The following is a 20462-nucleotide window of genomic DNA, read 5'->3' on the forward strand; positions in this document are numbered from 1 at the left end:
TCTCCTCGGTGGTTCAGGCTTCAGGCTTCAGGCACTGATCGGGTCGTGACAGGTGACCAGCTTCGTCCCGTCGACGAACGCCGTCTCGACCTGGAGGACCGTGAGCATCTCGCGCACTCCGGGCATCACGTCGTCCTGGGCGACGACCTTGCGGCCCAGCTCCATGCACTCGGCGACGGTGTGGCCGTCACGTGCTGCCTCCAGGACGGCTTCGGTGATCAGCGCGGCGGCCTCGCTGTAGTTGAGCTTGGTTCCCCTGGCCCTGCGGCGGCGGGCCAGGTCGGCCACCACATAGACGTGGAGTTTGTCGATTTCGCGTGGTGCGAGATTCATGGCGTCACTCTGCTTTCTCGAATGAGATGCCGGGCCGGCCCAGCGCTGGACCCGCCGCGAGGAAGAGCCAGGTCGTCACAACGAACGGCCAGGTGAAGGGGGATCCGCCGGACGGCCGGGTGAACGCCTCCCAGGCGGCGGTGAAGGGGACGGAGGCCACCACGGCGAGTGCGGCGTACCCGGCGGTCCACGGAGTGAGTGTCAGGAAGGTGGCTCCCAGCGCAATGGCACAGAGCACCCCGTTGTAGCCGTAGAGGCCCTCGGTGATCCGGTCGGCCGGCAGCCCGGCGACGCAGGCGGTCAGCAGCGCGAGGGCGCTGGCGCCGGCCGCCGCGACGGCGGCGGCCCGCGAGGTGACCAGGATCCCGACCAGCAGGATCAGGCCCGCGTACCACTTGTCGAGGAAGAAGATCTGCCCGATGTTGTCGCAGAAGGCCCGGCCCGCCTCTGCGGCGCTCAGCGTGGTGAACCCGCCGACCCGCGCGGTGGCCCCGGCCGCGGCCGGGGCCGTCGGCAGCGCGATCATCAGCGCCCCGGCGACCAGGCAGTACGGGGCTGTCAGCACGGGCAGTCCGACGCGCCCGAGGACACGGCCGGCCGCCGCGCTCAATATGGGGCAGACCGCCGCGCCGAGGACCGTGAGCAGGACGGTACGTCCCGACGAGCCGAAGGTGACGAGGAGGGCGAGACCGGTCAGGCAACCGCAGTAGCCCTCAAGCCCCTTGACGAGATTTCCGCGATCGGCGCCCAGCAGGGCGGCGGTCGCGGCGGACACGCCCGCGCCGAGCAGCCCGTACACGCCGGTACGCCACCCTTCGGCGAACAGCCCGACGGTGAACAGCAGTCCGGTCCACGGGTTCGCGCTGAGGGTGACCTGTGCGATGCCCCGCAGCTGTACCTGCCCGATCCGGAACGGTGCCCGGCTCCTTGCCTGCACCGCTTGTTCCGCCGCAGACATGTCTACTCCCTTGAGGACATGGCGAATTGGCCAGATACCCCCAGATCAGGGGAGATTGGCACTAGATCAACTTTCTGTTGAAAACCGTACGCCCGGCTCAAGGGGAGCAGCGTCCGGAAGATCGGACACCGAGCGTGCCCGGGGCGGTACGGTACGACATAACCGCTGTTGGGATGTGGTGCTCCACCGGCCCACCGCGACCTGCCCCCTGTCGGCCCGGCCGCAAGTCTTGGTAAGAGGTTGAACGTCTTTTGAATGCTTCATACCTGTCATTTGACCGAACTGGGCCTGGACTACCGGGCGCCCCGCCGACCTGGTGTTTCGGACCGGAGGAAGCATCCGGTTGCGGGGCCGCCGCCCCACGGCCATGCTGGAACGGCTTCTGCAGACTCTGCCCCCTGTGCCCCGACCGCTTGCGCCCCGACCGCCCGCGTCTCCACCGCCCCGGCAGAGCGACATCTCCATCGGCGCGACAGATTCTGATGTCGTCGTCGCCGTACAGGCCGTGTGAGGACCACCGCGGCCGGCCCCGGGGCGGCTCGCCCCGGACCTGCCTTCGACGAGCCGAAGGAGCCCCGCCATGCACTCCACACTGATGCGTACCGCGCTGGCCACGGCAGCTCTGGCCATCACACTCACCGCCGGCGCGATCACCCCGGGAAGTGTGCTCCACCCGACTGCCGCGCAGCCGTCGGCGCCCCGGACCGCGCCCCGGGCGGCTCCCCAGGCGGCTCCCCGGACCGAGGGCGACACGAATCCGCCGCCGTACGACCGGCGCGCGTTCACCGAGCAGACCGTACGGCTCAGCTGGAAGGGCACCACGGCGGCCGGCCGCGCCCGTATGTGCGCGCATCCGGACAGCTTCATCAGCCCGGCCCTCGACGCGCGCTACGCGGCGCAGCTGATCAGGGCGGAGTGCCGGGCCCACTGAGGCCCCGGCCCCGGCGGCAGCCACGCCGCCGGGGCAGCGCCCGGTACGGCGTTCCGGGTCCGGATGCGCCGTGTGCGGTGCGCCGGCGCAGGTGGAGGACCCCGCCGAGAGCCGCCGCGATCAGGACACCGCCCGCGACCAGCTCGGTGGTGTCCAGGTCGGTGAGCGAACCGCCGAGGACCGCTCTGATGCGCTTGTCCGGGGTGCCGGAGACCAGCAGCGGGGCGCTGCTCCGCCGCCCCGCGCACGCGAACGTCACGTCGTACCGCTTCCCGGCTTGCGCGCCCGGGTCGACGACCACCGTCGCGGGGTGTCCGTGGTGGAGGGTGACCGGGCCGAAGACGCCGGACGAGACAGTGACACCCGGTGCCCGGCAGCCGGTGGCGCCGAGGGTGACCGTGCCCCCGGGGGCAACCGATCCGGGTGACACGGTGAACCCCGACGGCGGGGCCCCGCCGTCGTCGCCCGCCGCCGCGGCCGGGGCGGCCAGGGACAGCACGGCGGCGCTCAGCAGGGCGGCAGACCCGATACTCGTCAAGCGCATTGGGGTACCTCCGGACACACGATGCGGGTACAGGACCGCGGCAGCAGGCCGGTGCGGGGCGCTGCGGCGACCGGGCTGCGGCCAACAGGGGTGCGCGGCAGAGGAACACGCGCACGGACCTGCCGGTGCAGCGGCCACGCGCTCAGCGGGAAACGCACACCACTGCCGGGCCACGGTAGGCGGATCCACCGTCGTCTGGCGAGCCCTGCCACCCGAACGGGGCGTCGGGTTGCGCCGGACAGGCCAGCTGGGCGGTCCGGCTGCTCGCGGGGCCGGTGCGGCGCCGTGAGCAGCCGCGTTTCGGCCGTTCGGACTCCTCGGCGTACGCCTGAGATGCGGGTGTCCCACAGTGTTTTTAACGTGACTGAATGATCTTCAGACCAGTAGTACGAAGCCTCTGCACCGGAGTTGTGGTGCTGGCCGCCGGCGTCACCGCGATCGCTCCCTGTGCCGCGTCGGCCCCGCAGCCCCGCTACCGCCCGCCCGGCAGCACGACGGGGAGCGGGACCCAGGCCCCGGCGTTGCCGGGAGAGGTCTCGGCTCTGTCCTGGGTGGTCGCCGACGCGACCACCGGCGATGTACTGGCGTCGAAGGACGCCCACCGCCGTCTGCCCCCGGCCAGCACCCTCAAGACACTCTTCGCCCTCACGGTGTTACCCCATCTGGCCACGCACCGGCTGCACACCGTGACCCGCGCGGATCTGGACGGCCTCGGTGAGGGGAGCAGCCGCGTCGGAGTGGTCGAGGGGCGCGCCTACCGGGTCGACGACCTGTGGCGCGGGGTCTTCCTCCGCTCGGGCGGCGACGCGGTGCACGTGCTGGCGTCCATGAACGGCGGCTGGCAGAAGACCAGGGACGAGATGCGCAAGCGGGCCGTCCAGCTGGGGGCCCAGGACACCCGTGTCATGTCCCCGGACGGCTACGACACACCCGGCCAGTACTCGTCGGCCTTCGATCTCGCGATCTTCGGCCGCACCGGCCTGGCCGACCCGGCGTTCGCCCGCTACTGCTCGACGAGCGTCGCGGAGTTCCCCGGCGGCCTTGAGAAGTCCGGCCGGACCGACGCACCGTTCGAGATCCAGAACACCAACCGCCTGCTGGCTGGTACGCAGGACGTCAGCCCCTACCCGGGTCTCATCGGCGTCAAGAACGGCTACACCACTGAGGCGGGCAACACCCTGATCGCCGCGGCGCACCGGGGCGGCCGCACGCTGATCGTGACGGTGATGAACCCTCAGGAGGGCACGGTCTACGAGGATGCCCGCTCGCTTCTCGACTGGGGCTTCGCCGCGTCCGGCAAGGTGCGGCCGGTCGGCTCGCTCCGGCCCCCCGTCGCGAGGACCAGTTCGGCGTCGGCCGCCGGCCCGGCGCAGGCGGGCGCGGCGCTCGTGGCGACCCACCACTCCACGACCAGGAAGGCTTCGGTGCTGGGAGGCTTCGCGGCGGTCGGGGCCCTGCTGGCTTCGCTCTCCGCGTCGCTCTGGCTGCTGCGGCGGCGGATGCGGCGCTGAGGCGGTCGGGCGCCGGAAGCTGTCAGGCCGTCAGGCCGTCAGGCGCTGGGGCGGTCAGGCGCCGAAGCCGTCACACATGGCGCGTTCAGACGATGGCGGCGCCGCTGAACAGCAGCAGCGTCACATCGACCGCGGCGACGACGACCGCCGCGGCGAACGCGGCCCGCTCCCTGCGCCGGCCCAGCAGCGTCCCCGCGACGGCGGCCGCGGTCGCCGCGGTGAGCGCCGCCAGGGACCGGCCGGAAGGCGGTCCCGCGGGCCCCAGGACGAGGACGGCGGACGCCGCGACCAGCGGGACGGGGAGCAGCAGCCGCGCCCCGTCGGGGCCGAGCCGGTGCGGCCAGCCGCGTACTCCGAGTACCAGGTCGCTGCGGATGTCCGGCAGGACGTCGCCCAGGTGGGCGCCGATTCCCAGCAGCGCGCCCGCGGTGACGATCCACCAGACGGGCCACGGCTGTCCCGGCAGCCCGAGTGCGACGAAGGCGGGCAGTGCGGCGAAGCCCACCGCGTACGGCAGCCAGGACCAGGCGGTCGCCTTGAGCCCGAGGTCGTACGCCCAGGCCCAGGCGACCCCGGTCAGATGGACGGCGCCCGCCCATGGCCCGCAGCCGAACGACAGCGGCACGCAGAGCGCCAGCGCGGTGAACGCCGCGGCCCACACGGTGCGTACGCCGACCGCGCCGTCGGCGACCGGCTTGTCGCTGCGGCCCGCGGCGGTGTCCCGGCGGGCGTCGACCGCGTCGTTGCACCAGCCGACGGACAACTGCCCGGTGAGCACGGCGGCGGCGGTCAGCACACACCGCGCCGGGCTCTGCCCCGCGGACACCGCGAGCGCCGCCAGCAGCACGGTGACCGCCACGACGGGACCCGGGTGGCACGACCCGGCGAGGGCAGCCACGACACCGCCCCGCCGGACGGCGGGTCCATCTGCCAGGGGATGTTCGGGAGTTCCCACCCGGTGATCGTAGGCGCGGGCGCCCGCACAGCGCGGTTCCGCGCGCTCTCCACACGTACGGGCGAATCGGCGGGCGGCGCCGGGACACCGGCCAGGGTGTCGGGGGCCGTGCCCGGGGCAGGGATGCTGCAATGCAGGGCACGTCATCCCCGAGGTGGGAGAACACATTGACCCGGATCGCAGCTGTCCACGGTGTCCTGGCACCGAACCGTCACGCCCAGCACGAGATCACCGACATGGTCGCCCGCGTCTGTCTGCCCGAAGGCACCGACCGGCGGGTCCTCGACCGGCTGCACCGCAGCGCCCGGGTCCGCTCCCGCCATATGACGCTGCCGCTCGACGCGTACGAGAAGCTGGACGGCTTCGGGGCCGCCAACGACGCGTTCATCACCGGCGCGACGGAGCTCGGCGCCACGGCGGTGCGGGGCGCGCTGCACGCGGCGGGGCTGCACCCCGAGGACGTGGACCTGCTGATCTTCACTTCGGTCACCGGAATCGCCGCCCCCTCGGTCGACGCACGGCTGGCCGGGCGGCTCGGGCTGCGCCCCGACGTCAAACGGCTGCCGCTCTTCGGGCTCGGCTGCGCCGGGGGCGCGGCGGGGCTGGCCAGGATGCACGACTATCTGGTCGGCCATCCGGACCAGGTCGCGGTGCTGCTCTCGGTCGAGCTGTGCTCCCTGACCTTCCAGCGTGACGACAGCTCGATGGCCAATCTGATCGCCACCGCCCTCTTCGGGGACGGCGCGGGGGCCGTCGTTGCCTGCGGCCCGGACCGCTCTGCCGGAGAGCGGGAACTGCCGGGCCCGACCGTCGTGGACACCCGCAGCAGGCTCTACCCCGACACCGGTCACGTCATGGGCTGGAACATCAGGAGCTCCGGCTTCCAGGTCGTGCTGGACGCGTCCGTGCCCGATGTGGTCCGCCGTCACCTCGGGGCGGACGTCACGGGTTTCCTCGCCGACCACGGGCTCAAGCCGAAGGACGTGGCCGCCTGGGTCTGCCACCCGGGCGGGCCCAAGGTGCTGGAGGCCGTGACCGAGTCGCTCGGACTGCCCGACGATGCGCTCGGCGTCACCTGGCGCCACCTCGCCGACGTGGGAAACCTGTCCTCGTCGTCGGTGCTGCACGTACTGCGCGACACCCTGGCAGAGGACCCCCCGGCGCCGGGCACACCGGGGCTGCTGATGGCGATGGGCCCGGGGTTCAGCTGCGAACTGGTCCTGCTGCGCTGGTAGGCCGCTGCTCCCCATCAGCAGGCCCGGGCCGGACGGACGAGCCGGACCGAGCAGGACCGAGCCCAACCGAGCCGGAGGACGCCATGTTCCGGAGGACGCAGTGATTCGGAGGACTCCATGATCTGGTACGTGCTGCTGGTGGCCGCTGTCGCCGCCGAGCGCATCGCCGAACTCGTCGTCGCCCGGCGCAACGAGCGCTGGAGCATGGCGCGCGGTGCGACCGTCGCCGGGCAGGGCCACTATCCGGCGATGGTCGCGCTGCACACCGGTCTCCTCGCGGCCTGCGTGGCCGAGGTCTGGCTGGGCGGCCGGCCGTTCCTGCCCGCGCTCGGCTGGCCGATGGCTGCCGTGCTGGTGGCCGCCCAGGGGCTGCGCTGGTGGTGCATCGGGACCCTGGGTCCGCGCTGGAACACCCGGGTGATCGTCGTTCCCGGCCTGCCGCTGGTGCAGGGCGGCCCCTACCGGTGGCTGCGGCATCCGAACTATGTGGCCGTGGTCGCCGAGGGGTTCGCGCTGCCGCTGGTGCACACCGCGTGGCTCACCGCGCTGGCGTTCACCGCGCTCAACGCCGTACTGCTGGCCGTCCGTATCCGCTGTGAGAACGCCGCGCTGGAGGGCGCCCGGCCCGCGCGGTCCGGTCCGGCGGGGAACGTCACCGCGTGATCGACGTACTGGTGGCGGGCGGCGGTCCCGCCGGGCTCGCGACCGCCGTCCATGCCGCGCTGGCCGGTCTTGAGGCGGTCGTCGTGGAGCCCAGGGCCTCGCCGGTGGACAAGGCCTGCGGTGAGGGAGTCATGCCCGGCGGTGTCGCCGCGCTGCGTGCGCTGGGGGTGGAAGCGGAGGGGCGGGACCTGCGCGGCATCCGCTATCTCGACGGCCGTCGCAGCGTCGAGGCGGCGTTCCGGGGCGGTACCGGCCTCGGGATCCGCCGTACGGTGCTGCACGCCGCGCTGCACGAGCGCGCCCGCGAGCTGGGCGTACGGATGGTCACGGGCAAGGTCGGCGCAGTGCGCCAGCGCACCGACAGCGTCAGCGCGGCCGGGCTCACCGCGCGCTGGCTGGTGGCCGCCGACGGCCTGCACTCACCGCTGCGGCGCGGTCTCGGGCTCGATCTGCCCGGCCGCTCCCCCGGCCGGTACGGGCTGCGCCGCCACTACCGGTGCGCTCCGTGGACCGACTTCGTGGAGGTGCACTGGTCCGCGTACGGGGAGGCGTATGTGACCCCCGTCGGCGAGGAGTTGGTCGGGGTCGCGGTGCTCAGCCGCAGCCGTCGCGGCTACGACGAACACCTGGCCGGGTTCCCGGCGCTCCACGCGGCGTTGCGCGGGCCGCACGCGAGCACCGTGCGCGGGGCGGGACCGCTCCGCCAGCGGGTACGGCGCCGGGTCGCCGGGCGGGTCCTGCTCGTCGGGGACGCGGCGGGGTACGTCGATGCCCTCACCGGCGAGGGCATCGCCCTGGCCCTGGCGAGCGCCGGGGCGGCGGTGCGCTGCCTGGCCGCCGGCCGGCCCGCCGACTACGAGGGCGCCTGGCAGCGTCTGACCCGCCGTCACCGGCTGCTGACCGGCGCCCTCCTGTCCTTCAGCGGCAGCCCGCGGACCGCCGGCCTCGTCGTACCGGCGGCCGCCCGGCTGCCCGCCGTCTTCACGGCGGCCGTCCACGCACTTCAGTAGCCGCGCCGGCACCTCACCGTGCCCGCGCAGGCACGGGCCGGCCCACAGGTGCCTGTCCGCCGCTCCCGGCGGGAGTGTCGAACAGCTGGTTGGCGGGGCGCGGCAGACCGTAGTGCTCGCGCAGCGTGCGCCCCGTGTACTCGGTGCGGAACAGACCGCGCTCCTGGAGGATCGGCACCACCCGGTCCACGAAGGTCTCAAGGCCGGAGGGCAGCACGGCGGGCATGATGTTGAACCCGTCGGCCGCTCCGCTGTCGTACCAGTGCTCGATAGTGTCGGCCACCTGCTCCGCCGTCCCCGCGAAGGTACGGTGGCCGCGGCCGCCGCCCAGCCGTCCGATGAGCTGCCGCACGGTCAGCCGCTCGCGCCGGGCCAGCTCCACGACGAGGGTGTACCGGCTCTTCGCCCCCTCGATCTCGTCCTCGGTGGGGATGTCATCGGGCAGTTCCTCGTCGAGCGCCAGGTCGTCCGGGGCGATCCTCAGCCGCTCGGCCAGCTGCCGCTTGGCGTACTCGGGCACGATCAACCGGTCCAGTTCGGCGTCCAGTTCACGCGCTTCGGCCTCGGTGTCGCCGATGACCGGGACGATCCCCGGCAGGATCTTGATGCCGCCGGGGTCACGGCCGACGGCCTGGGCGCGCCGTTTGACGTCCTGGTAGAAGGCGATGCCCTCCTCCAGTGTCTGCTGGGCGGTGAACACCGCCTCCGCGTAGCGGGCGGCGAAGTCCTTGCCGTCCTCGCTGGAGCCCGCCTGCACCAGCAGCGGATAACCCTGCGGCGGACGCTGGACGTTCAGCGGTCCGTCGACGCGGAAGTACGGGCCGCTGTGGTCGATCCGGCGTACGCGGTCCGCCAGCGCGTGCACCCCGCGCTCCTTGTCCGCGACCACGGCGTCGTCGGCCCAGCTGTCCCACAGTTTGGTGGACACCTCGACGAACTCGGCGGCCCTGCGGTACCGGTCGCGGTGCAGCGGAGTGTCGTCGAGGCCGAAGTTACGGGCCGCGTCGGCGCCCGCGGTCGTGACGATGTTCCAGCCGGCCCGGCCCCCGGAGACATGGTCGAGCGAGGCGAACCTGCGGGCCAGGTTGTACGGCTCGTTGTAGCTGGTGGAAGCGGTGGCGATGAGTCCGATGTGCTCGGTGGCGCCCGCCAGCGCGGTGAGCAGGACGGTGGGCTCCAGCTTGGCCGAAGGCCGCCTGCCCGGGTCGCCCATCAGGACCGGGCTGTCGGCGAGGAACAGCGAGTCGAGTCTGCCGCGCTCGGCGATCCTGGCGAGGTTCTTGTAGTGCTCGATGTCGGAGTTGGCGCGCGCCGGGCTCTCGGCGAGCCGCCAGGACGCCTCGTGATGGCCGGTGGACATCAGGAACGCGTTGAGATGCAGCGGGGCGCGGCCGGGGGTGGCGCCGGGGGTGCGTGGCATGACGGTGTCGTCTCCTCGGATGGTTCGCGGGTGTAGAGGTACGCGGGTGTGTTCGCGCGTGGGGCGCCTGCGCAGGGGCGCCCCGGGCACTCGGACAGGTGCTCGGGAGGGCCGGGGCGGGGGCTACGGCTGGGGCTGAAGCTGGGGTTCTGTCACGCCGAGGGCGGTGAGCAGGGTGTCCCGGTACTCCTGGAACCGGGGATCGCGCCGGCTCCTGGGTGCGTCGAGGCCGATCGTCAGGTCGAGGGAGATCCGGCCGCCCTCCAGGACCAGCACCCGGTCGGCGAGTTCGACCGCCTCGTCGACATCGTGGGTCACGAGCAGCACGGCGGGCCGGTGGCGTTCGTACAGCTCGCGCAGCAGCCCGTGCATCCTGAGCCGGGTGAGCGCGTCCAGTGCGCCGAACGGCTCGTCGGCCAGCAGCAGTTCGGGATCGCGGACCAGGGCGCGGGCGAGTGCGGCCCGCTGCTGCTCGCCACCGGAGAGTTCGTGCGGCCAGGACCGCTCACGGCCCGCCAGGCCGACCTCGTCGAGCGCGGTCAGCCCGCGCTCCCGGGCGCCGGGACCGCGTACCCCGAGCACCACGTTGTCCAGGAGGCGCAGCCAGGGCAGCAGCCGGGAGTCCTGGAAGGAGAGCGACACCCGCTCGGGGACGCTCAGCCCGCCCGAGCCGTCGACCGCGTGGTCGAGGCCGGCCACGGCCCGCAGCAGGGTGGACTTGCCCGAGCCGCTGCGGCCGAGCAGGGCGGTGAACTCGCCCCGGGCCAGCGTCAGATCGAGCTCGTGCAGGACGGTCCGGTCGCCGAAGCGGCGCACCAGCTTCGTCATCCGTACGGCCGCCGGAGGCGTACCGGTCAGCCCGCCAGGGTGCGTCGCCACGACAGGGCCCTCCTTCCGATCGTCTGGACCAGGGCGTCCGATGCGAAGCCGAAGATCCCGTAGACCACCAGACCGACGATGATGACGTCGGACTGGGCGTACTGCTGGGCCTGGAACATCATGTAGCCGATTCCGCTGGTCGCGTTGATCTGCTCGACCACGATCAGGCCGAGCCAGGAGGCCGTCACACCCAGCCGCAGCCCGACGAAGAAGCCGGGCAGCGAGCCGGGGCCGACCACCTTGCGGATGAACTGGAGGCGGCTGAGCCCGAGGGATTCGGCGAGCTCGACATACCGGCTGTCGATACCGGTCAGCGCGGCGTACGTGTTGACGTACACCGTCACCGCGACGCCCAGGGCGATGACGGTGACCTTCATCTCTTCGCCGATGCCCAGCCAGAGGATCAGCAGCGGCAGCATCGCCAGCGAGGGAATGGCCCGCTTGATCTGGAGCGGGCCGTCGAGCAGATACTCCCCGGTGCGGCTCAGCCCGGCCGCCACCGCGAGGACCGTACCGGCCGCCACCCCGAAGAGGAGACCGAGCCCGGCACGCTGGAGCGAGACCAGGACGTTGGCCTGGAGCCGTCCGTCGGCGGCCAGATCGCCGGCGGTGGAGAGCACGGTGCCGGGCCCCGAGAGGATCCTCGGGTCGAGATAGCCGAGAGCCGACGCGGCCCACCAGACGACGACCACCAGCACAGGACCGATCAGCCGGCCGAAGGGCACGGCCCGCCCGGGCCCCAGCCGCCTGCGGGCGGCACGGCCGGGAGGCCGCTGTGCCAACTCGGGGTGCGCGGGGTCGGTGTTCGTGGAGTCGGGGTGCGTGGAGTCCGCGTGGGTGGAGTCCGCGTGCGTGGAGTCGGCGTGCGTGGAGTCGAGGTGCGGCAACTCGGCGTCCGCCGCTTCCCGGACGCGGGCGTTCGGCAGTACTTCGGTCATGATCCCTCCCGGTAGGCGGCGGGTACGGCCTCGGCGGCCAGCCGCTCGAAGCGCCGGTCGAACAGCTTGGTGACGTCCTGACGGGGTACGAAGCCGCCCGAGGCCATCAGGTCGGCGGTCTCCTGCTCCCAGGCGATCGCCCGGTCCCAGTTCGTCGTGAAGACCGGTCTGGCCAGCGAGGCGACGATGCGCCTGCCGTCCGCCGCCGTGACGCCCTGGTCCTTGACGTAGTACCGGTCGATCCACTGGCCGGGGTGCTCCCATGCCCACACCTGGCCGCGTGCCCAGAGCGGGATGAAGTCACGGACAGCGGCGGCCTTGGCCCGGTCGTCCAGCACCTCGTCCGGCGCCCAGAGAACGGTGAGCAGGTCGACCACATCGGTGTGCACGCCCCGGGCGCCGTCCTTGGCGTACTGGCCGAGGTACTTGGTGAGCGTGGGCTCCGCGAGCGGGGCCACGTCGACCTGCCCGGACTGGAGTGCGGTCAGGAACTGGGTGCTGGGCAGGGCCACGAGGGTGACGTCGCTGTTGCGCAGACCGGCCTTCTGCAACGCCCGCAGGACGACCACGCCCTGGGCCTGCCCCTGCGAGAAGCCGATCTTCCTGCCCCGGAAGTCTCCGGTCCTCCTGATCGACGAGCCGGGCGCTGTGGCGAAGACGTACAACGGGTGATTGCGCTCCTGGACCGCCACGATCCGCGCGCCGACCCCGATCGCGGCGGCCTGGATCGGGGGAATTCCCGCATTGACCGCGAGGTCGATGGAGTGGGCGCGGAATCCCTGGATGATGTCGGGGCCCGCATTCAGATTGGGCCAGTCTGAGACGGTGAACCGCAGATCCTTTTTCAGCCCGGACGGGGCGAGTTGGAGTTGTGTGGTCCGTACGGCCACCGAGAGTTTCGTTCCCGGCGGCGGGGCGCCGGACGGGAGTTTTCCGAGCGGTTTCCCGCTGGCGGCCGTCGTGGTCTGCGGGGCGCAGCCGGCGAGGCCGAGTGCAGCTCCGCCCATGAGGGCGAGAAAGGACCTGCGGCCGGCGGGAGCCGATGGCGGAAAAGCTGGCATGGTGATTCCTGATCAGTGGGCGGTGGCGGACGGCGGCACGGACAACGGGTTCAGAGCGACAGGTAGTTGCCGTCGTGGAACACCAGCGGGCCCCGGCTCTCGTCGAGCCAGGACTCCTCGACCCGCGCCACCACGATCCGGTGGTCCCCGGCCGGCACGATCTGCTCGACGCCGAGTCGCAGCCAGCCGGCCACCCCGCCGAGCACCGGCTCGCCGCCCGGCAGCCTCCGCCACTGGGTCGGCGCGGCGAACCTGTCGATGCCGCTCTTCGCGAACGTCCTGGCCAACGGCTCCTGGTCGGAGCTGAGGAAGTTGATGACGGCGGTCGTGGCGCGCTCGATGTGCGGCCAGCTGGAGGCGGTCACCGCGATACCGAAGGACACCAGCGGCGGTTCGAGGGAGAGCGAGGTGAGTGAGGTCGCGGTGAACCCGACCGGCCCCCGGCCGGAGTCGGCGGTGACAGCGACCACCCCGGCGGGATAACGGCGGAACACCTGCCGGAACCGCTCGGGAGCGATTCCGGGAGCAATTCCGGGCGCGGAGTACGCGGACGGCACGGGGGACGGAGCGGCTGGAGTGGCGGTGACGGTCATGATCTCCCCAGGAGGAATCGGCCCTCAGGCATGACGGATCAACACGGCATACCCAGGGCAGGAAAGAACGGAAGAAGGAAAGCGGGATCGCGGGATCGCGGAAAATGCGAACCCCGGAAGCGGGGACTACGTGCGCTCTTCAACGGGAGCGGACGAGACGCCCAGCGGCTATCGGGACACCCGAGCCGAGCGACAACAGAAAAGGCGGGCGAAGAGGCCGGCCGACGCAGCCGCGCAGCAGTCGCACACCCCGAGGGGCATGTACGGGGAAATCCGCTGCGTTCCGGTCATGAATCCATCCTCGCGTCCTCTTTCCCGCCGGGTCAACAATGCAACCTTCTGAATTAATTCGGTGTACCGCCGGGAGCGTCAGCAGGCCGCGGTCACCGCGGGCCAGGGGCCGAGCGGGTCCGCGTACAGGGCACCGAGCGCCACCGCGCCGCCCGCGGTGGCCAGCACCGATCCGGTGAAACTGCCGGGTACCACGGCTCGTTCGGGGTCGTCGCAGACCAGAGAGCGCTCGCCCGCCTCCGCCCGCAGCACGGCCAGACACTCCGGCAGCCGGGCAACCCCCGGCTCGGCGACCACCAGGATCTCGGGGTCGAAGGTGTCCAGCAGCAGGGCCGCCGCCCGGCCGACGTACCGTGCCCGGCGCCTGAAGAGTTCCCGCGCGCGGGGCTCCCCGGCCAGGGCGAGATCGAGCAGCTCACTGAACACCCTTACATGCAGTCCCTGTTCGGCGGCCCGGCGCAGCAGTGCGGACTCCGAGGCCATGGAGTGGAGACAGCCCGGCCTGCCACACGCGCAGACCGCTGCGGCACCGGTCCCGCAGTCCGGGCCGACCGGCAGATGCGCCACACTCCCCGCCCCGGCACGCGGCCCCAGATGGACGGTTCCGGCGGAGGTGAACGCCGCGTCGATGACGGCACCGACGAAGAGCAGGACCGCGCTGGTACGGGTGGTCACCTCACCGAACATCTGCTCCGCGCGCGCCAACGCCCGTGCGTGGCTGTCGACATGGACGGGCAGCCCGGTGGCCGCGGCGAGGTGCTCGCGTACCGGCACATCGCGCCAGCCCAGTTGGGGATGGTGCACGATCGTCCCGGCGGCCGGGTCGACGCGGTTCCCGGTGGCCACGCCGAGCCCGAGCACGGTGCGGCCGCCGGCGTGCGCGGCCACCAGCCGGGGCAGCCGCGCGGCCAGTGCACGCAGCACCGGCCGGGGGTCCGTGTCCCGGTGCGGCTGCCGGTCCTCGGCCACGATCCGGCCGCGCAGATCCATCAGGGACAGCGTCGAGTGCGCCACGGCGATGTGCGCACCGGCCACCAGGCACTGGCCGGTGTCGATCTCGACCGGAATGTGCGGCCGCCCCAGACCGCGTGGCCCCGCGGTCTCCGCTGCCTCCCGGATCAGCCCGCGTGCCAGCAGCTGCCTGGTGTGGCCGGTGACCGATGCGGGCGAAAGGCCGGTGAGACGGGCGACGGTGGAGCGGGCGACCGGACCGTGGTCGAGGATCGCGGAGAGTACGGCGCCGGTGGCGGCACCGGCAGCACGGCGCTGCGGTCCGGCGGCCGGTATGTCGGAGCGGCGGACGGGGGTGGGACGGCGGACAGGGACGGGGCGGCGGGCGGGCGCGGGCGGACGGTCCACGGATGGCATCCCGTTGCTCGGTGGGGTGGCACTCCAGTACGGGGCTCCGCTGCGGAGCCACACGGCAGGCGCCGCCGACGAGGGCCGGTGGAGCTCTGCTTCTTCCGGGAAGGGCGCCGCGCTGCCCGGCGAGTCGGGTGCGGGGAGGTGAAGTCAGCGGGCGGCGCGTACAGCCAGGGCGTTCAGGCCCGGTTACACGCCGCGGAGCACACACGCTTCAGGTCGACATGACCACGCGTCGTCAGGTGTGCGGAAGGCTGCATGGCGCGCAACGTATCCGGCACGGCTGAACCCGGTCAAACCACCGACCACATCATGGACAGCCGCGGCGAAGGGCTGCTGGTACGTCGCACCGCGCCGCCGGTACCGGCCGCTTAGGGAGACAGCTCCAGAGAGGGCAGAATCGATCCGGACCGAGAGCGAGGAGGGTGTACATGGCCGAGGACATCGTCGCGGGGGTGATCCGGCAATGGGAGCAGGTGCTGCCCGGGCTCGACACCGACCCGATGGCGGTGATCGGACGGCTCAACCGCTGCTCCGCACTGCTGCAGCAGGCCGCCGACGCACCGCTCCGCCAGGAGGGTCTCTCCCGGCCGGAGTTCGACGTACTCGGCACCCTGCGCAGGGTGGACCGCGAGCTCACGCCGGGCCGGATCGCCCGCGAGACCTTCGCTTCGGGGGCCGCGGTGACCAAGCGCGTACGGCAGCTGGAGGAGCGCGGGCTCGTCGCCCGGCGGCCGGACGACCGCGACCGCCGTGTCTCGCACCTCTCCCTCACCGAGGAGGGCCGCACGCTTCTGGACCGGCTGCTCCCCGTCCAGCTGCGGTACGAGGCAGCCCTGCTCGACGGTATCGACGCCCGGGGACGCGCCGAGCTGTCCGATGCGCTGAGCGAACTACTGGTGCTGCTCGAAGGGCGGCTGGGCAGCCCGGTGGAGTGACCGCCGCCCCGGTCCCAGCGCGGGTCCGCCTGCCGCCGGTTCAGCGGGGCGGCGCAGCCCGGTCGGGCCCGAGTCGTACGGGAAGCTCGCGCACCCCGTTCCCCACGAAGCCCGGGTGCCGGGCCAGCTCCTCTTCGGGAACGGCCAGTTCCAGTCCGGGAAAGCGCGTGAAGAGCCGTTCCAGGGCGACCGTGGCCTCCAGCCGGGCCAGCGGTGCGCCGAGGCAGAAGTGCGGGCCGTGCCCGAGGGAGATGTGGCGGGCGTCCCGGGTGATGTCGAACCGGTCGGCGTCCGGTCCGTGGACGGCCGGGTCGCGGCCTGCCGCCGAGTACCCGGCCAGCACCGGGGTGCCGCGTGGGATCACCGTGCCCGCGACGGGCAGATCGCGAGTCGGGTAGCGGAAGGGGAAGAAGCTGACCGGGCTGTCCCAGCGCAGCGTCTCCTCGACGACGTCCAGCCAGGTGGCCCGGCCCGCCATGACCAGGGCGAGCTGGTCCCGGTGGGCGCAGAGCGCCCGGACCGCGTTGGCGACGAGGTTCAGCGTGGTCTCGTGACCGGCGACGATCATCAGGAGCAGGGTGCCTATCAGCTCCGGCTCGCTCAGCCGGTCGCCGTCCTCCTCGCGGGCAGCGATCAGCGCGCTGGTGAGATCGTCGCCCGGCCGCTCACGCCGCCCCGCCGCGACGGCGGCCAGCACGGCGACCATCTCCTGGTTGGCGGCCACCACCTCATCGGGACCGATACCGGTGGAGACGACCTGGTCGGAGAGGTGGTGCAGCCGCTCCCGGTACTCCGGACCGACCCCGAGGAGCTCGCAGATGACGCCCATCGGCAGCGGCAGCGCGTACTGCCGACGGAGGTCGACCGTGCCGTCGCGGTCCGCCGCGGCCGCGACGCCGTCGAGCAGCCCCGCGGCCAGCGTCTCGATCCGCGGACGCAGCGACTCCACCCGGCGCCCGGTGAACGCCCGGCTCACCAGGGAACGCAGCCTGCGGTGGTCGGCGCCGTCGGCCGTTGTCATGGACCGTACGGTGGCGAAGGTCCGCAACGGCCAGCCCTCCTCGATCCGCCCCTCCTGGAGTGCGGTGAAGTGCTGCGGCCCCTTGGCGACGTCGGGGTGCGCCAGGAACTCCCTGAGCGCCGCGTGTCCGAGGACCGCCGCCCCCTCGACCTCGCCGGGCAGGACGACCGGGACCACCGCGCCCTGGGCCAGGAGCAGCGCGTTGGCGGCGTGCGGGCAACCGCCGGACGGGTCCATCCGGTGCGGGGAGACGGGTGAGGTGGTCATCTCGGGACTCCTGGCTGGTTCGGGGCGGGTCCGGGGTACTCCGTGCCCCGGCGAGGTCGCCGGGGCACGGAGCAGCCGATCGTGCATGGTCCGGCGCTTTCCGGGCACCAGCGGCTGGACAGGAACCCGAGTTCTAAGGAACGTACGACCGTGAGCTATCCCTCCACCCCAGGTTCGCCGATATACGACCAGCTGGTCCAGGAGCAGGGCGACGTCCTCGCCGAGGCGCGGAAGCTCGCCGAGGAAGCCCTCCAGCAGGCGGACCCCGCGCAGTACTGGCAGGGCGCGCTGCCCCACCGGCGGACGTCAGGGAAGGTCCCGCAGGGCTGAGCCGTACACCGGCCCGCATCTCCGGGGCGGGTCCGACTCGCTACCGTTCGGATCCTTTTCGATCGTGATGGCCCGGTGACGCAAAGTCTGAATCGGTTTGGTCACGACAGGCAACCCTTCGCTCTCAGCACCGTTCTTCATGGGTAGCGATTTCCGGAGGGAGATCGCCGTTCGCAACAGACACGGAGTGAATGACGATGGTGCACCTTTCGGTTGTCGTACCGTGCTACAACGAAGCGGAGGTGGTCGGCGCCTTTCACACCGCGCTGGTCGCCGCACTCGAACCGACCGGGGAGACGTTCGAGATCTGCTACGTCGACGACGGCAGCGGAGACCGGACCCTGAGCGAACTCCGCCGGCTCGCAGCCGACGATTCACGAGTGCGCTACACCTCCTTCAGCCGCAACTTCGGCAAGGAGTCGGCGATGCTCGCCGGCCTGCGGATGACAGCGGGTGACGCGGCGGTCCTGATGGACGCCGACCTCCAGCATCCGCCCACGCTCCTGCCGCGCATGCTCGACCTGCACCGGCACGGTTACGACCAGGTCGTCGCCCAGCGTGACCGTACGGGCGAGGGCGCGCTGCGGTCCGCTCTCAGCCGGATGTACTACCGGCTCGTCCGGCGCTGCATGGACGTCGAAGTCATCGACGGAGCGGGCGATTTCCGGCTGCTGTCCCGGCGCGCGGTGGACAGTGTGCTGTCGCTCCCGGAGAGCAACCGCTTCTCCAAGGGGATCTTCTCCTGGATCGGTTTCGACACCGTCAGCTTCACCTACCAGAACGTCGAGCGGGCAGCCGGAGAGTCCAAGTGGGGCGGGCGCCACCTGCTCAACTACGGCATCGACGGGCTGCTCTCGTTCAACAGCAAGCCGCTGCGGCTCGCCATCCACACGGGCCTCTGCCTCTTCCTGTCGGCGCTCGTCTACGCGCTGTACATCATCGGGAACGTCGTGCTGGACGGGGTCGACACCCCCGGATACACCACGCTGATCACCGCGATCGTCGCGCTCAGCGGGGTCCAGCTCGCCACCCTCGGCGTCATCGGCGAGTACGTCGGGCGGATCTACCACGAGTCGAAGCGCAGGCCGCACTACGTGGTCAGCGAGACCGACGACCGCGCCAGGGACTTCTCGGCGCGCTCCCCGCTGGAGGCCGCGGGTCAGGTGCGGCCGACCTCATGAGCTCCGACGAAACGCGCACGTCCTCCGCACCTCCCCCGGTCCCGCCGCCGGCGCCCGCGAAGAAGGCCCGCACGCTCGGGCAGTTCGTCACGTTCGCGGCGATCGGGGTCGCCAACACCGCGGTCTACTACGCGGTGTTCGCCACGCTGAACCGCTGGCTGCCGTATCTGGCGGCCCATGTGCTGGGCTGGGCCGTGGGCATCACCGTGTCGTTCCTGCTCAACTCGTACATCACCTGCCGCACCCGCCCCACCTGGCGCGCCTTCGCGCGCTACCCGCTCTCCGGCCTGGTCAATGTCGTGGGCAGCGGAATCCTGCTCTACCTGGCGGTGAGCATGCTCGGGATGAACGAGGACATCGCCGCTATCGCGGCCGGTGTCCTCGTCACTCCCCTCTCTTTCCTGCTGGCCCGCTGGGCCATCGACTCGGGCACGGCGCCCGCGCCCGGCGAGGACCCCGTCAGGGCAGCCGCTTCGCGTGGGTGACGCGGTCGACGTGGTAGTAGTCGGCGACGCAGCTGGCCGGCCAGCCGTGCGGCTTCTTGCTGAACGGCTCCAGCATCTTGGCCACATGGAGCGGCTTGTACGGCAGCACCTTCGCCCCGGCCGCCGACTCCTTCCGCATCCACTGGTCCTGGCGGTCCCACTTCTCGGCCCTGACGTGCATCTGGTGCCCGAGGGTGTGCAGCGGTACGGCCAGTGAGACGCAGACTCCGGCGCAGATGACGCCCGCCGCGGCCGTCACGGCCAGCGCCCCACGCGGGCGCTGCCGGATCGCGCGGCCCAGCAGCGCGCCGACGCCGACGAGCAGCAGGACGTAGAGCAGCAGATAGTCGTTCCAGGTCCGCTGGGTGGTCAGGACGTGCTTTCCGAACACCGGGTACGTGATGACGGTGCACAGGAAGCCGGAGACCAGGACGGCCAGCGCACCGACGCCGGTCAGCAGGAAGGGACGGCACGGCAGCAGGGCCGTCGGCCTCTCCCGGCGCGCCACCAGACCGAGCACCAGTCCGGCCGCGACCGCGCCCAGGTACTGCCAGGTCGACAGGACCGTCCAGATGATGTGGGCGTAGAGGTGCAGGGAGGTGGTCAGCGAGTCGGGGGCCACCATCGAGGTCCCGGCGCCGAACTTCTGACGGCGCTCACGCGAGCCCGGTGACGTCACCAGGAGCAGTACACCGATGACGACTCCGGCCATCGTGGCGAGCGACCAGTGGCGGGCGTAGCGCCGTGCTTCGGCGGAGAAGACCTGACCGGCGAAGAGCACGACGGCCGAGAGGACCACGAGGAGCACGACCGAGGTCTCCTCGGACAGGGTCCCGATGAAGGTGCCCGCGAACACGGTGATGACCAGGGCTGCGATCCGGGCCCGGGGGCTGCGGGCCAGCAGCGCCGGGATGACCGCGGCGAGGGCGAGCACGGGCGCCACGGTGTGCGAGACGGAGGCCGCGGGCCAGAAGAACGTCTTGTACGTGTTGGTGGTGGCGAGGAGGAAGACCACGGCGGTGACGGACGCCACGAGCAGGGGTACGCCGCGCGGCACGGTGAGCCGGCCCGCCCGGACGGCCAGGGCGATCACCGCCCAGAGCAGCCCCACCATCAGCACGCCGCTGACCAGTCCGAACCACTGGTGGCCCGGGACTCCCGGCTCGGCGTAGAGGCCGACGAGCCAGCCGTTGGCGATCCGGCCGTTGTCGTGAAAGTAGAACTTGCCGGTGAGCCCGGAGATGCCGTGGTCACGTACGTACGGCAGGAAGCACCACTCGTCGGCGCTGGGGCGCACATACTGCCCGTACCAGACCGCCACGGTGAGCAGGCCGAGCGGCACCAGGGAGAGCACGAGCGCCCAGGACCTGGCCAGTTCCCGGAGCGGTCCGTCGCGCCCGGGGCCTCTCGACGTCCGGTCTCCGTCGCCCGGTTGCCTGGGGACGGTGACGCTCGATGCGTCGACGGCCATGTTCACCACTGCCTCTCGGGGTTATTGCCGGTCAGCCCCGAAGACGTGCTGCGATGCCCGCGCGTTCCATCCCGTACCCCCTCAG

Annotated in this window: 21 protein-coding genes; 9 read left to right on the plus strand and 12 right to left on the minus strand. The window is 72.1% G+C overall.

Annotated features, from left to right (window positions below; translation table 11 throughout):
* Positions 1 to 27: 27 nt before the first annotated feature.
* Complete coding sequence (locus tag OG385_RS03300) at positions 28 to 333, minus strand: urease subunit gamma (protein ID WP_266851657.1); 306 nt, start codon at positions 331 to 333, stop codon at positions 28 to 30.
* Positions 334 to 337: 4 nt separating this feature from the next.
* Positions 338 to 1291, minus strand: a complete 954-nt coding sequence (locus OG385_RS03305; protein WP_266851658.1) for an urea transporter — start codon at positions 1289 to 1291, stop codon at positions 338 to 340.
* 580 nt (positions 1292 to 1871) lie between these two features.
* Here OG385_RS03305 and OG385_RS03310 point away from each other — a divergent pair.
* Positions 1872 to 2222: a hypothetical protein gene (locus OG385_RS03310; protein ID WP_266851660.1), complete on the plus strand. Its 351-nt coding sequence runs from the start codon at positions 1872 to 1874 to the stop codon at positions 2220 to 2222.
* Here the strand turns inward: OG385_RS03310 and OG385_RS03315 are convergent.
* A complete protein-coding gene (locus OG385_RS03315) occupies positions 2197 to 2766 on the minus strand; it encodes a hypothetical protein (protein ID WP_266851662.1) in 570 nt (189 codons plus the stop codon). The genes OG385_RS03310 and OG385_RS03315 overlap by 26 nt on opposite strands.
* 368 nt (positions 2767 to 3134) lie before the next feature.
* Here OG385_RS03315 and OG385_RS03320 point away from each other — a divergent pair, with 368 nt between their 5' ends.
* On the plus strand, positions 3135 to 4277 hold the full coding sequence (locus OG385_RS03320) for a D-alanyl-D-alanine carboxypeptidase family protein (protein WP_266851664.1): 1143 nt from the start codon (positions 3135 to 3137) through the stop codon (positions 4275 to 4277).
* A gap of 85 nt (positions 4278 to 4362) precedes the next feature.
* Here OG385_RS03320 and OG385_RS03325 read toward each other — a convergent pair whose 3' ends face one another.
* A complete protein-coding gene (locus tag OG385_RS03325) occupies positions 4363 to 5232 on the minus strand; it encodes a UbiA family prenyltransferase (RefSeq protein ID WP_266851666.1) in 870 nt (289 codons plus the stop codon).
* Between the two features lie 167 nt (positions 5233 to 5399).
* Between OG385_RS03325 and OG385_RS03330 the strand changes: the two genes are divergently transcribed.
* The 3 genes from OG385_RS03330 (at position 5400) to OG385_RS03340 (ending at position 8140) form a co-directional block, all read left to right on the plus strand.
* A complete protein-coding gene (locus tag OG385_RS03330) occupies positions 5400 to 6467 on the plus strand; it encodes a type III polyketide synthase (RefSeq protein WP_266851667.1) in 1068 nt (355 codons plus the stop codon).
* A gap of 117 nt (positions 6468 to 6584) precedes the next feature.
* Positions 6585 to 7130, plus strand: a complete 546-nt coding sequence (locus tag OG385_RS03335; protein WP_266851668.1) for an isoprenylcysteine carboxyl methyltransferase family protein — start codon at positions 6585 to 6587, stop codon at positions 7128 to 7130.
* Positions 7127 to 8140, plus strand: a complete 1014-nt coding sequence (locus tag OG385_RS03340) for an NAD(P)/FAD-dependent oxidoreductase (protein ID WP_266851669.1) — start codon at positions 7127 to 7129, stop codon at positions 8138 to 8140. The genes OG385_RS03335 and OG385_RS03340 overlap by 4 nt, the downstream gene beginning before the upstream one ends.
* 13 nt (positions 8141 to 8153) lie before the next feature.
* Here OG385_RS03340 and OG385_RS03345 read toward each other — a convergent pair whose 3' ends face one another.
* From OG385_RS03345 to OG385_RS03370, 6 genes are all read right to left on the minus strand, one after another.
* Complete coding sequence (locus OG385_RS03345; RefSeq protein ID WP_266851671.1) at positions 8154 to 9560, minus strand: LLM class flavin-dependent oxidoreductase; 1407 nt, start codon at positions 9558 to 9560, stop codon at positions 8154 to 8156.
* A 123-nt stretch (positions 9561 to 9683) separates the two neighbouring features.
* On the minus strand, positions 9684 to 10439 hold the full coding sequence (locus OG385_RS03350) for an ABC transporter ATP-binding protein (protein WP_266851673.1): 756 nt from the start codon (positions 10437 to 10439) through the stop codon (positions 9684 to 9686).
* A complete protein-coding gene (locus OG385_RS03355) occupies positions 10415 to 11377 on the minus strand; it encodes an ABC transporter permease (RefSeq protein ID WP_266851675.1) in 963 nt (320 codons plus the stop codon). Before OG385_RS03355 ends, OG385_RS03350 begins: the two co-directional genes overlap by 25 nt.
* Entirely contained in the window at positions 11374 to 12438 is a 1065-nt protein-coding gene (locus OG385_RS03360) for an ABC transporter substrate-binding protein (protein WP_266851677.1), read from the minus strand. The genes OG385_RS03355 and OG385_RS03360 overlap by 4 nt, the downstream gene beginning before the upstream one ends.
* Before the next feature lie 50 nt (positions 12439 to 12488).
* Positions 12489 to 13031: a flavin reductase family protein gene (locus OG385_RS03365; protein WP_266851679.1), complete on the minus strand. Its 543-nt coding sequence runs from the start codon at positions 13029 to 13031 to the stop codon at positions 12489 to 12491.
* A gap of 369 nt (positions 13032 to 13400) precedes the next feature.
* Positions 13401 to 14690 carry an ROK family transcriptional regulator gene (locus OG385_RS03370; RefSeq protein ID WP_266851681.1) on the minus strand — a complete coding sequence of 430 codons (1290 nt, stop codon included), beginning with the start codon at positions 14688 to 14690 and terminating at the stop codon, positions 13401 to 13403.
* Positions 14691 to 15115: 425 nt separating this feature from the next.
* Here OG385_RS03370 and OG385_RS03375 point away from each other — a divergent pair, with 425 nt between their 5' ends.
* Positions 15116 to 15622 carry a MarR family winged helix-turn-helix transcriptional regulator gene (locus OG385_RS03375; protein ID WP_266851682.1) on the plus strand — a complete coding sequence of 169 codons (507 nt, stop codon included), beginning with the start codon at positions 15116 to 15118 and terminating at the stop codon, positions 15620 to 15622.
* 40 nt (positions 15623 to 15662) lie between these two features.
* On the opposite strand, the gene OG385_RS03380 is transcribed toward OG385_RS03375, so the two are convergent.
* On the minus strand, positions 15663 to 16910 hold the full coding sequence (locus OG385_RS03380; RefSeq protein ID WP_266851684.1) for a cytochrome P450: 1248 nt from the start codon (positions 16908 to 16910) through the stop codon (positions 15663 to 15665).
* 150 nt (positions 16911 to 17060) lie between these two features.
* On the opposite strand from OG385_RS03380, the gene OG385_RS03385 reads away from it, so the two are divergent.
* The 3 genes from OG385_RS03385 (at position 17061) to OG385_RS03395 (ending at position 18906) form a co-directional block, all read left to right on the plus strand.
* The gene (locus tag OG385_RS03385) at positions 17061 to 17240 is read left to right on the plus strand and encodes a hypothetical protein (protein WP_266851686.1); all 180 of its coding nucleotides are present in this window, start codon (positions 17061 to 17063) and stop codon (positions 17238 to 17240) included.
* Positions 17241 to 17437: 197 nt separating this feature from the next.
* Complete coding sequence (locus OG385_RS03390) at positions 17438 to 18421, plus strand: glycosyltransferase family 2 protein (RefSeq protein WP_323183625.1); 984 nt, start codon at positions 17438 to 17440, stop codon at positions 18419 to 18421.
* Positions 18418 to 18906, plus strand: coding sequence for a GtrA family protein (locus OG385_RS03395; protein ID WP_266851688.1), 489 nt, complete (start codon positions 18418 to 18420; stop codon positions 18904 to 18906). The genes OG385_RS03390 and OG385_RS03395 overlap by 4 nt, the downstream gene beginning before the upstream one ends.
* Here OG385_RS03395 and OG385_RS03400 read toward each other — a convergent pair.
* Positions 18881 to 20377 carry a DUF6056 family protein gene (locus OG385_RS03400; RefSeq protein WP_266851689.1) on the minus strand — a complete coding sequence of 499 codons (1497 nt, stop codon included), beginning with the start codon at positions 20375 to 20377 and terminating at the stop codon, positions 18881 to 18883. The genes OG385_RS03395 and OG385_RS03400 overlap by 26 nt on opposite strands.
* Positions 20378 to 20462: the final 85 nt, after the last annotated feature.

Origin of the sequence: Streptomyces sp. NBC_01306 (genome assembly GCF_026340465.1) — a bacterium.
Lineage (GTDB): Bacteria > Actinomycetota > Actinomycetes > Streptomycetales > Streptomycetaceae > Streptomyces.

Coding starts and splice junctions, on each gene's coding strand:
- OG385_RS03335 (WP_266851668.1), top strand. CDS start 6,585: ATGATCTGGTACGTGCTGCTGGTGGCCGCTGTCGCCGCCGAGCGCATC.
- OG385_RS03355 (WP_266851675.1), bottom strand. CDS start 11,377: ATGACCGAAGTACTGCCGAACGCCCGCGTCCGGGAAGCGGCGGACGCC.
- OG385_RS03365 (WP_266851679.1), bottom strand. CDS start 13,031: ATGACCGTCACCGCCACTCCAGCCGCTCCGTCCCCCGTGCCGTCCGCG.
- OG385_RS03380 (WP_266851684.1), bottom strand. CDS start 16,910: ATGACCACCTCACCCGTCTCCCCGCACCGGATGGACCCGTCCGGCGGT.
- OG385_RS03400 (WP_266851689.1), bottom strand. CDS start 20,377: ATGGCCGTCGACGCATCGAGCGTCACCGTCCCCAGGCAACCGGGCGAC.
- OG385_RS03375 (WP_266851682.1), top strand. CDS start 15,116: ATGGCCGAGGACATCGTCGCGGGGGTGATCCGGCAATGGGAGCAGGTG.
- OG385_RS03315 (WP_266851662.1), bottom strand. CDS start 2,766: ATGCGCTTGACGAGTATCGGGTCTGCCGCCCTGCTGAGCGCCGCCGTG.
- OG385_RS03395 (WP_266851688.1), top strand. CDS start 18,418: ATGAGCTCCGACGAAACGCGCACGTCCTCCGCACCTCCCCCGGTCCCG.
- OG385_RS03305 (WP_266851658.1), bottom strand. CDS start 1,291: ATGTCTGCGGCGGAACAAGCGGTGCAGGCAAGGAGCCGGGCACCGTTC.
- OG385_RS03360 (WP_266851677.1), bottom strand. CDS start 12,438: ATGCCAGCTTTTCCGCCATCGGCTCCCGCCGGCCGCAGGTCCTTTCTC.
- OG385_RS03370 (WP_266851681.1), bottom strand. CDS start 14,690: ATGCCATCCGTGGACCGTCCGCCCGCGCCCGCCCGCCGCCCCGTCCCT.
- OG385_RS03310 (WP_266851660.1), top strand. CDS start 1,872: ATGCACTCCACACTGATGCGTACCGCGCTGGCCACGGCAGCTCTGGCC.
- OG385_RS03345 (WP_266851671.1), bottom strand. CDS start 9,560: ATGCCACGCACCCCCGGCGCCACCCCCGGCCGCGCCCCGCTGCATCTC.
- OG385_RS03300 (WP_266851657.1), bottom strand. CDS start 333: ATGAATCTCGCACCACGCGAAATCGACAAACTCCACGTCTATGTGGTG.
- OG385_RS03390 (WP_323183625.1), top strand. CDS start 17,438: ATGGTGCACCTTTCGGTTGTCGTACCGTGCTACAACGAAGCGGAGGTG.
- OG385_RS03320 (WP_266851664.1), top strand. CDS start 3,135: ATGATCTTCAGACCAGTAGTACGAAGCCTCTGCACCGGAGTTGTGGTG.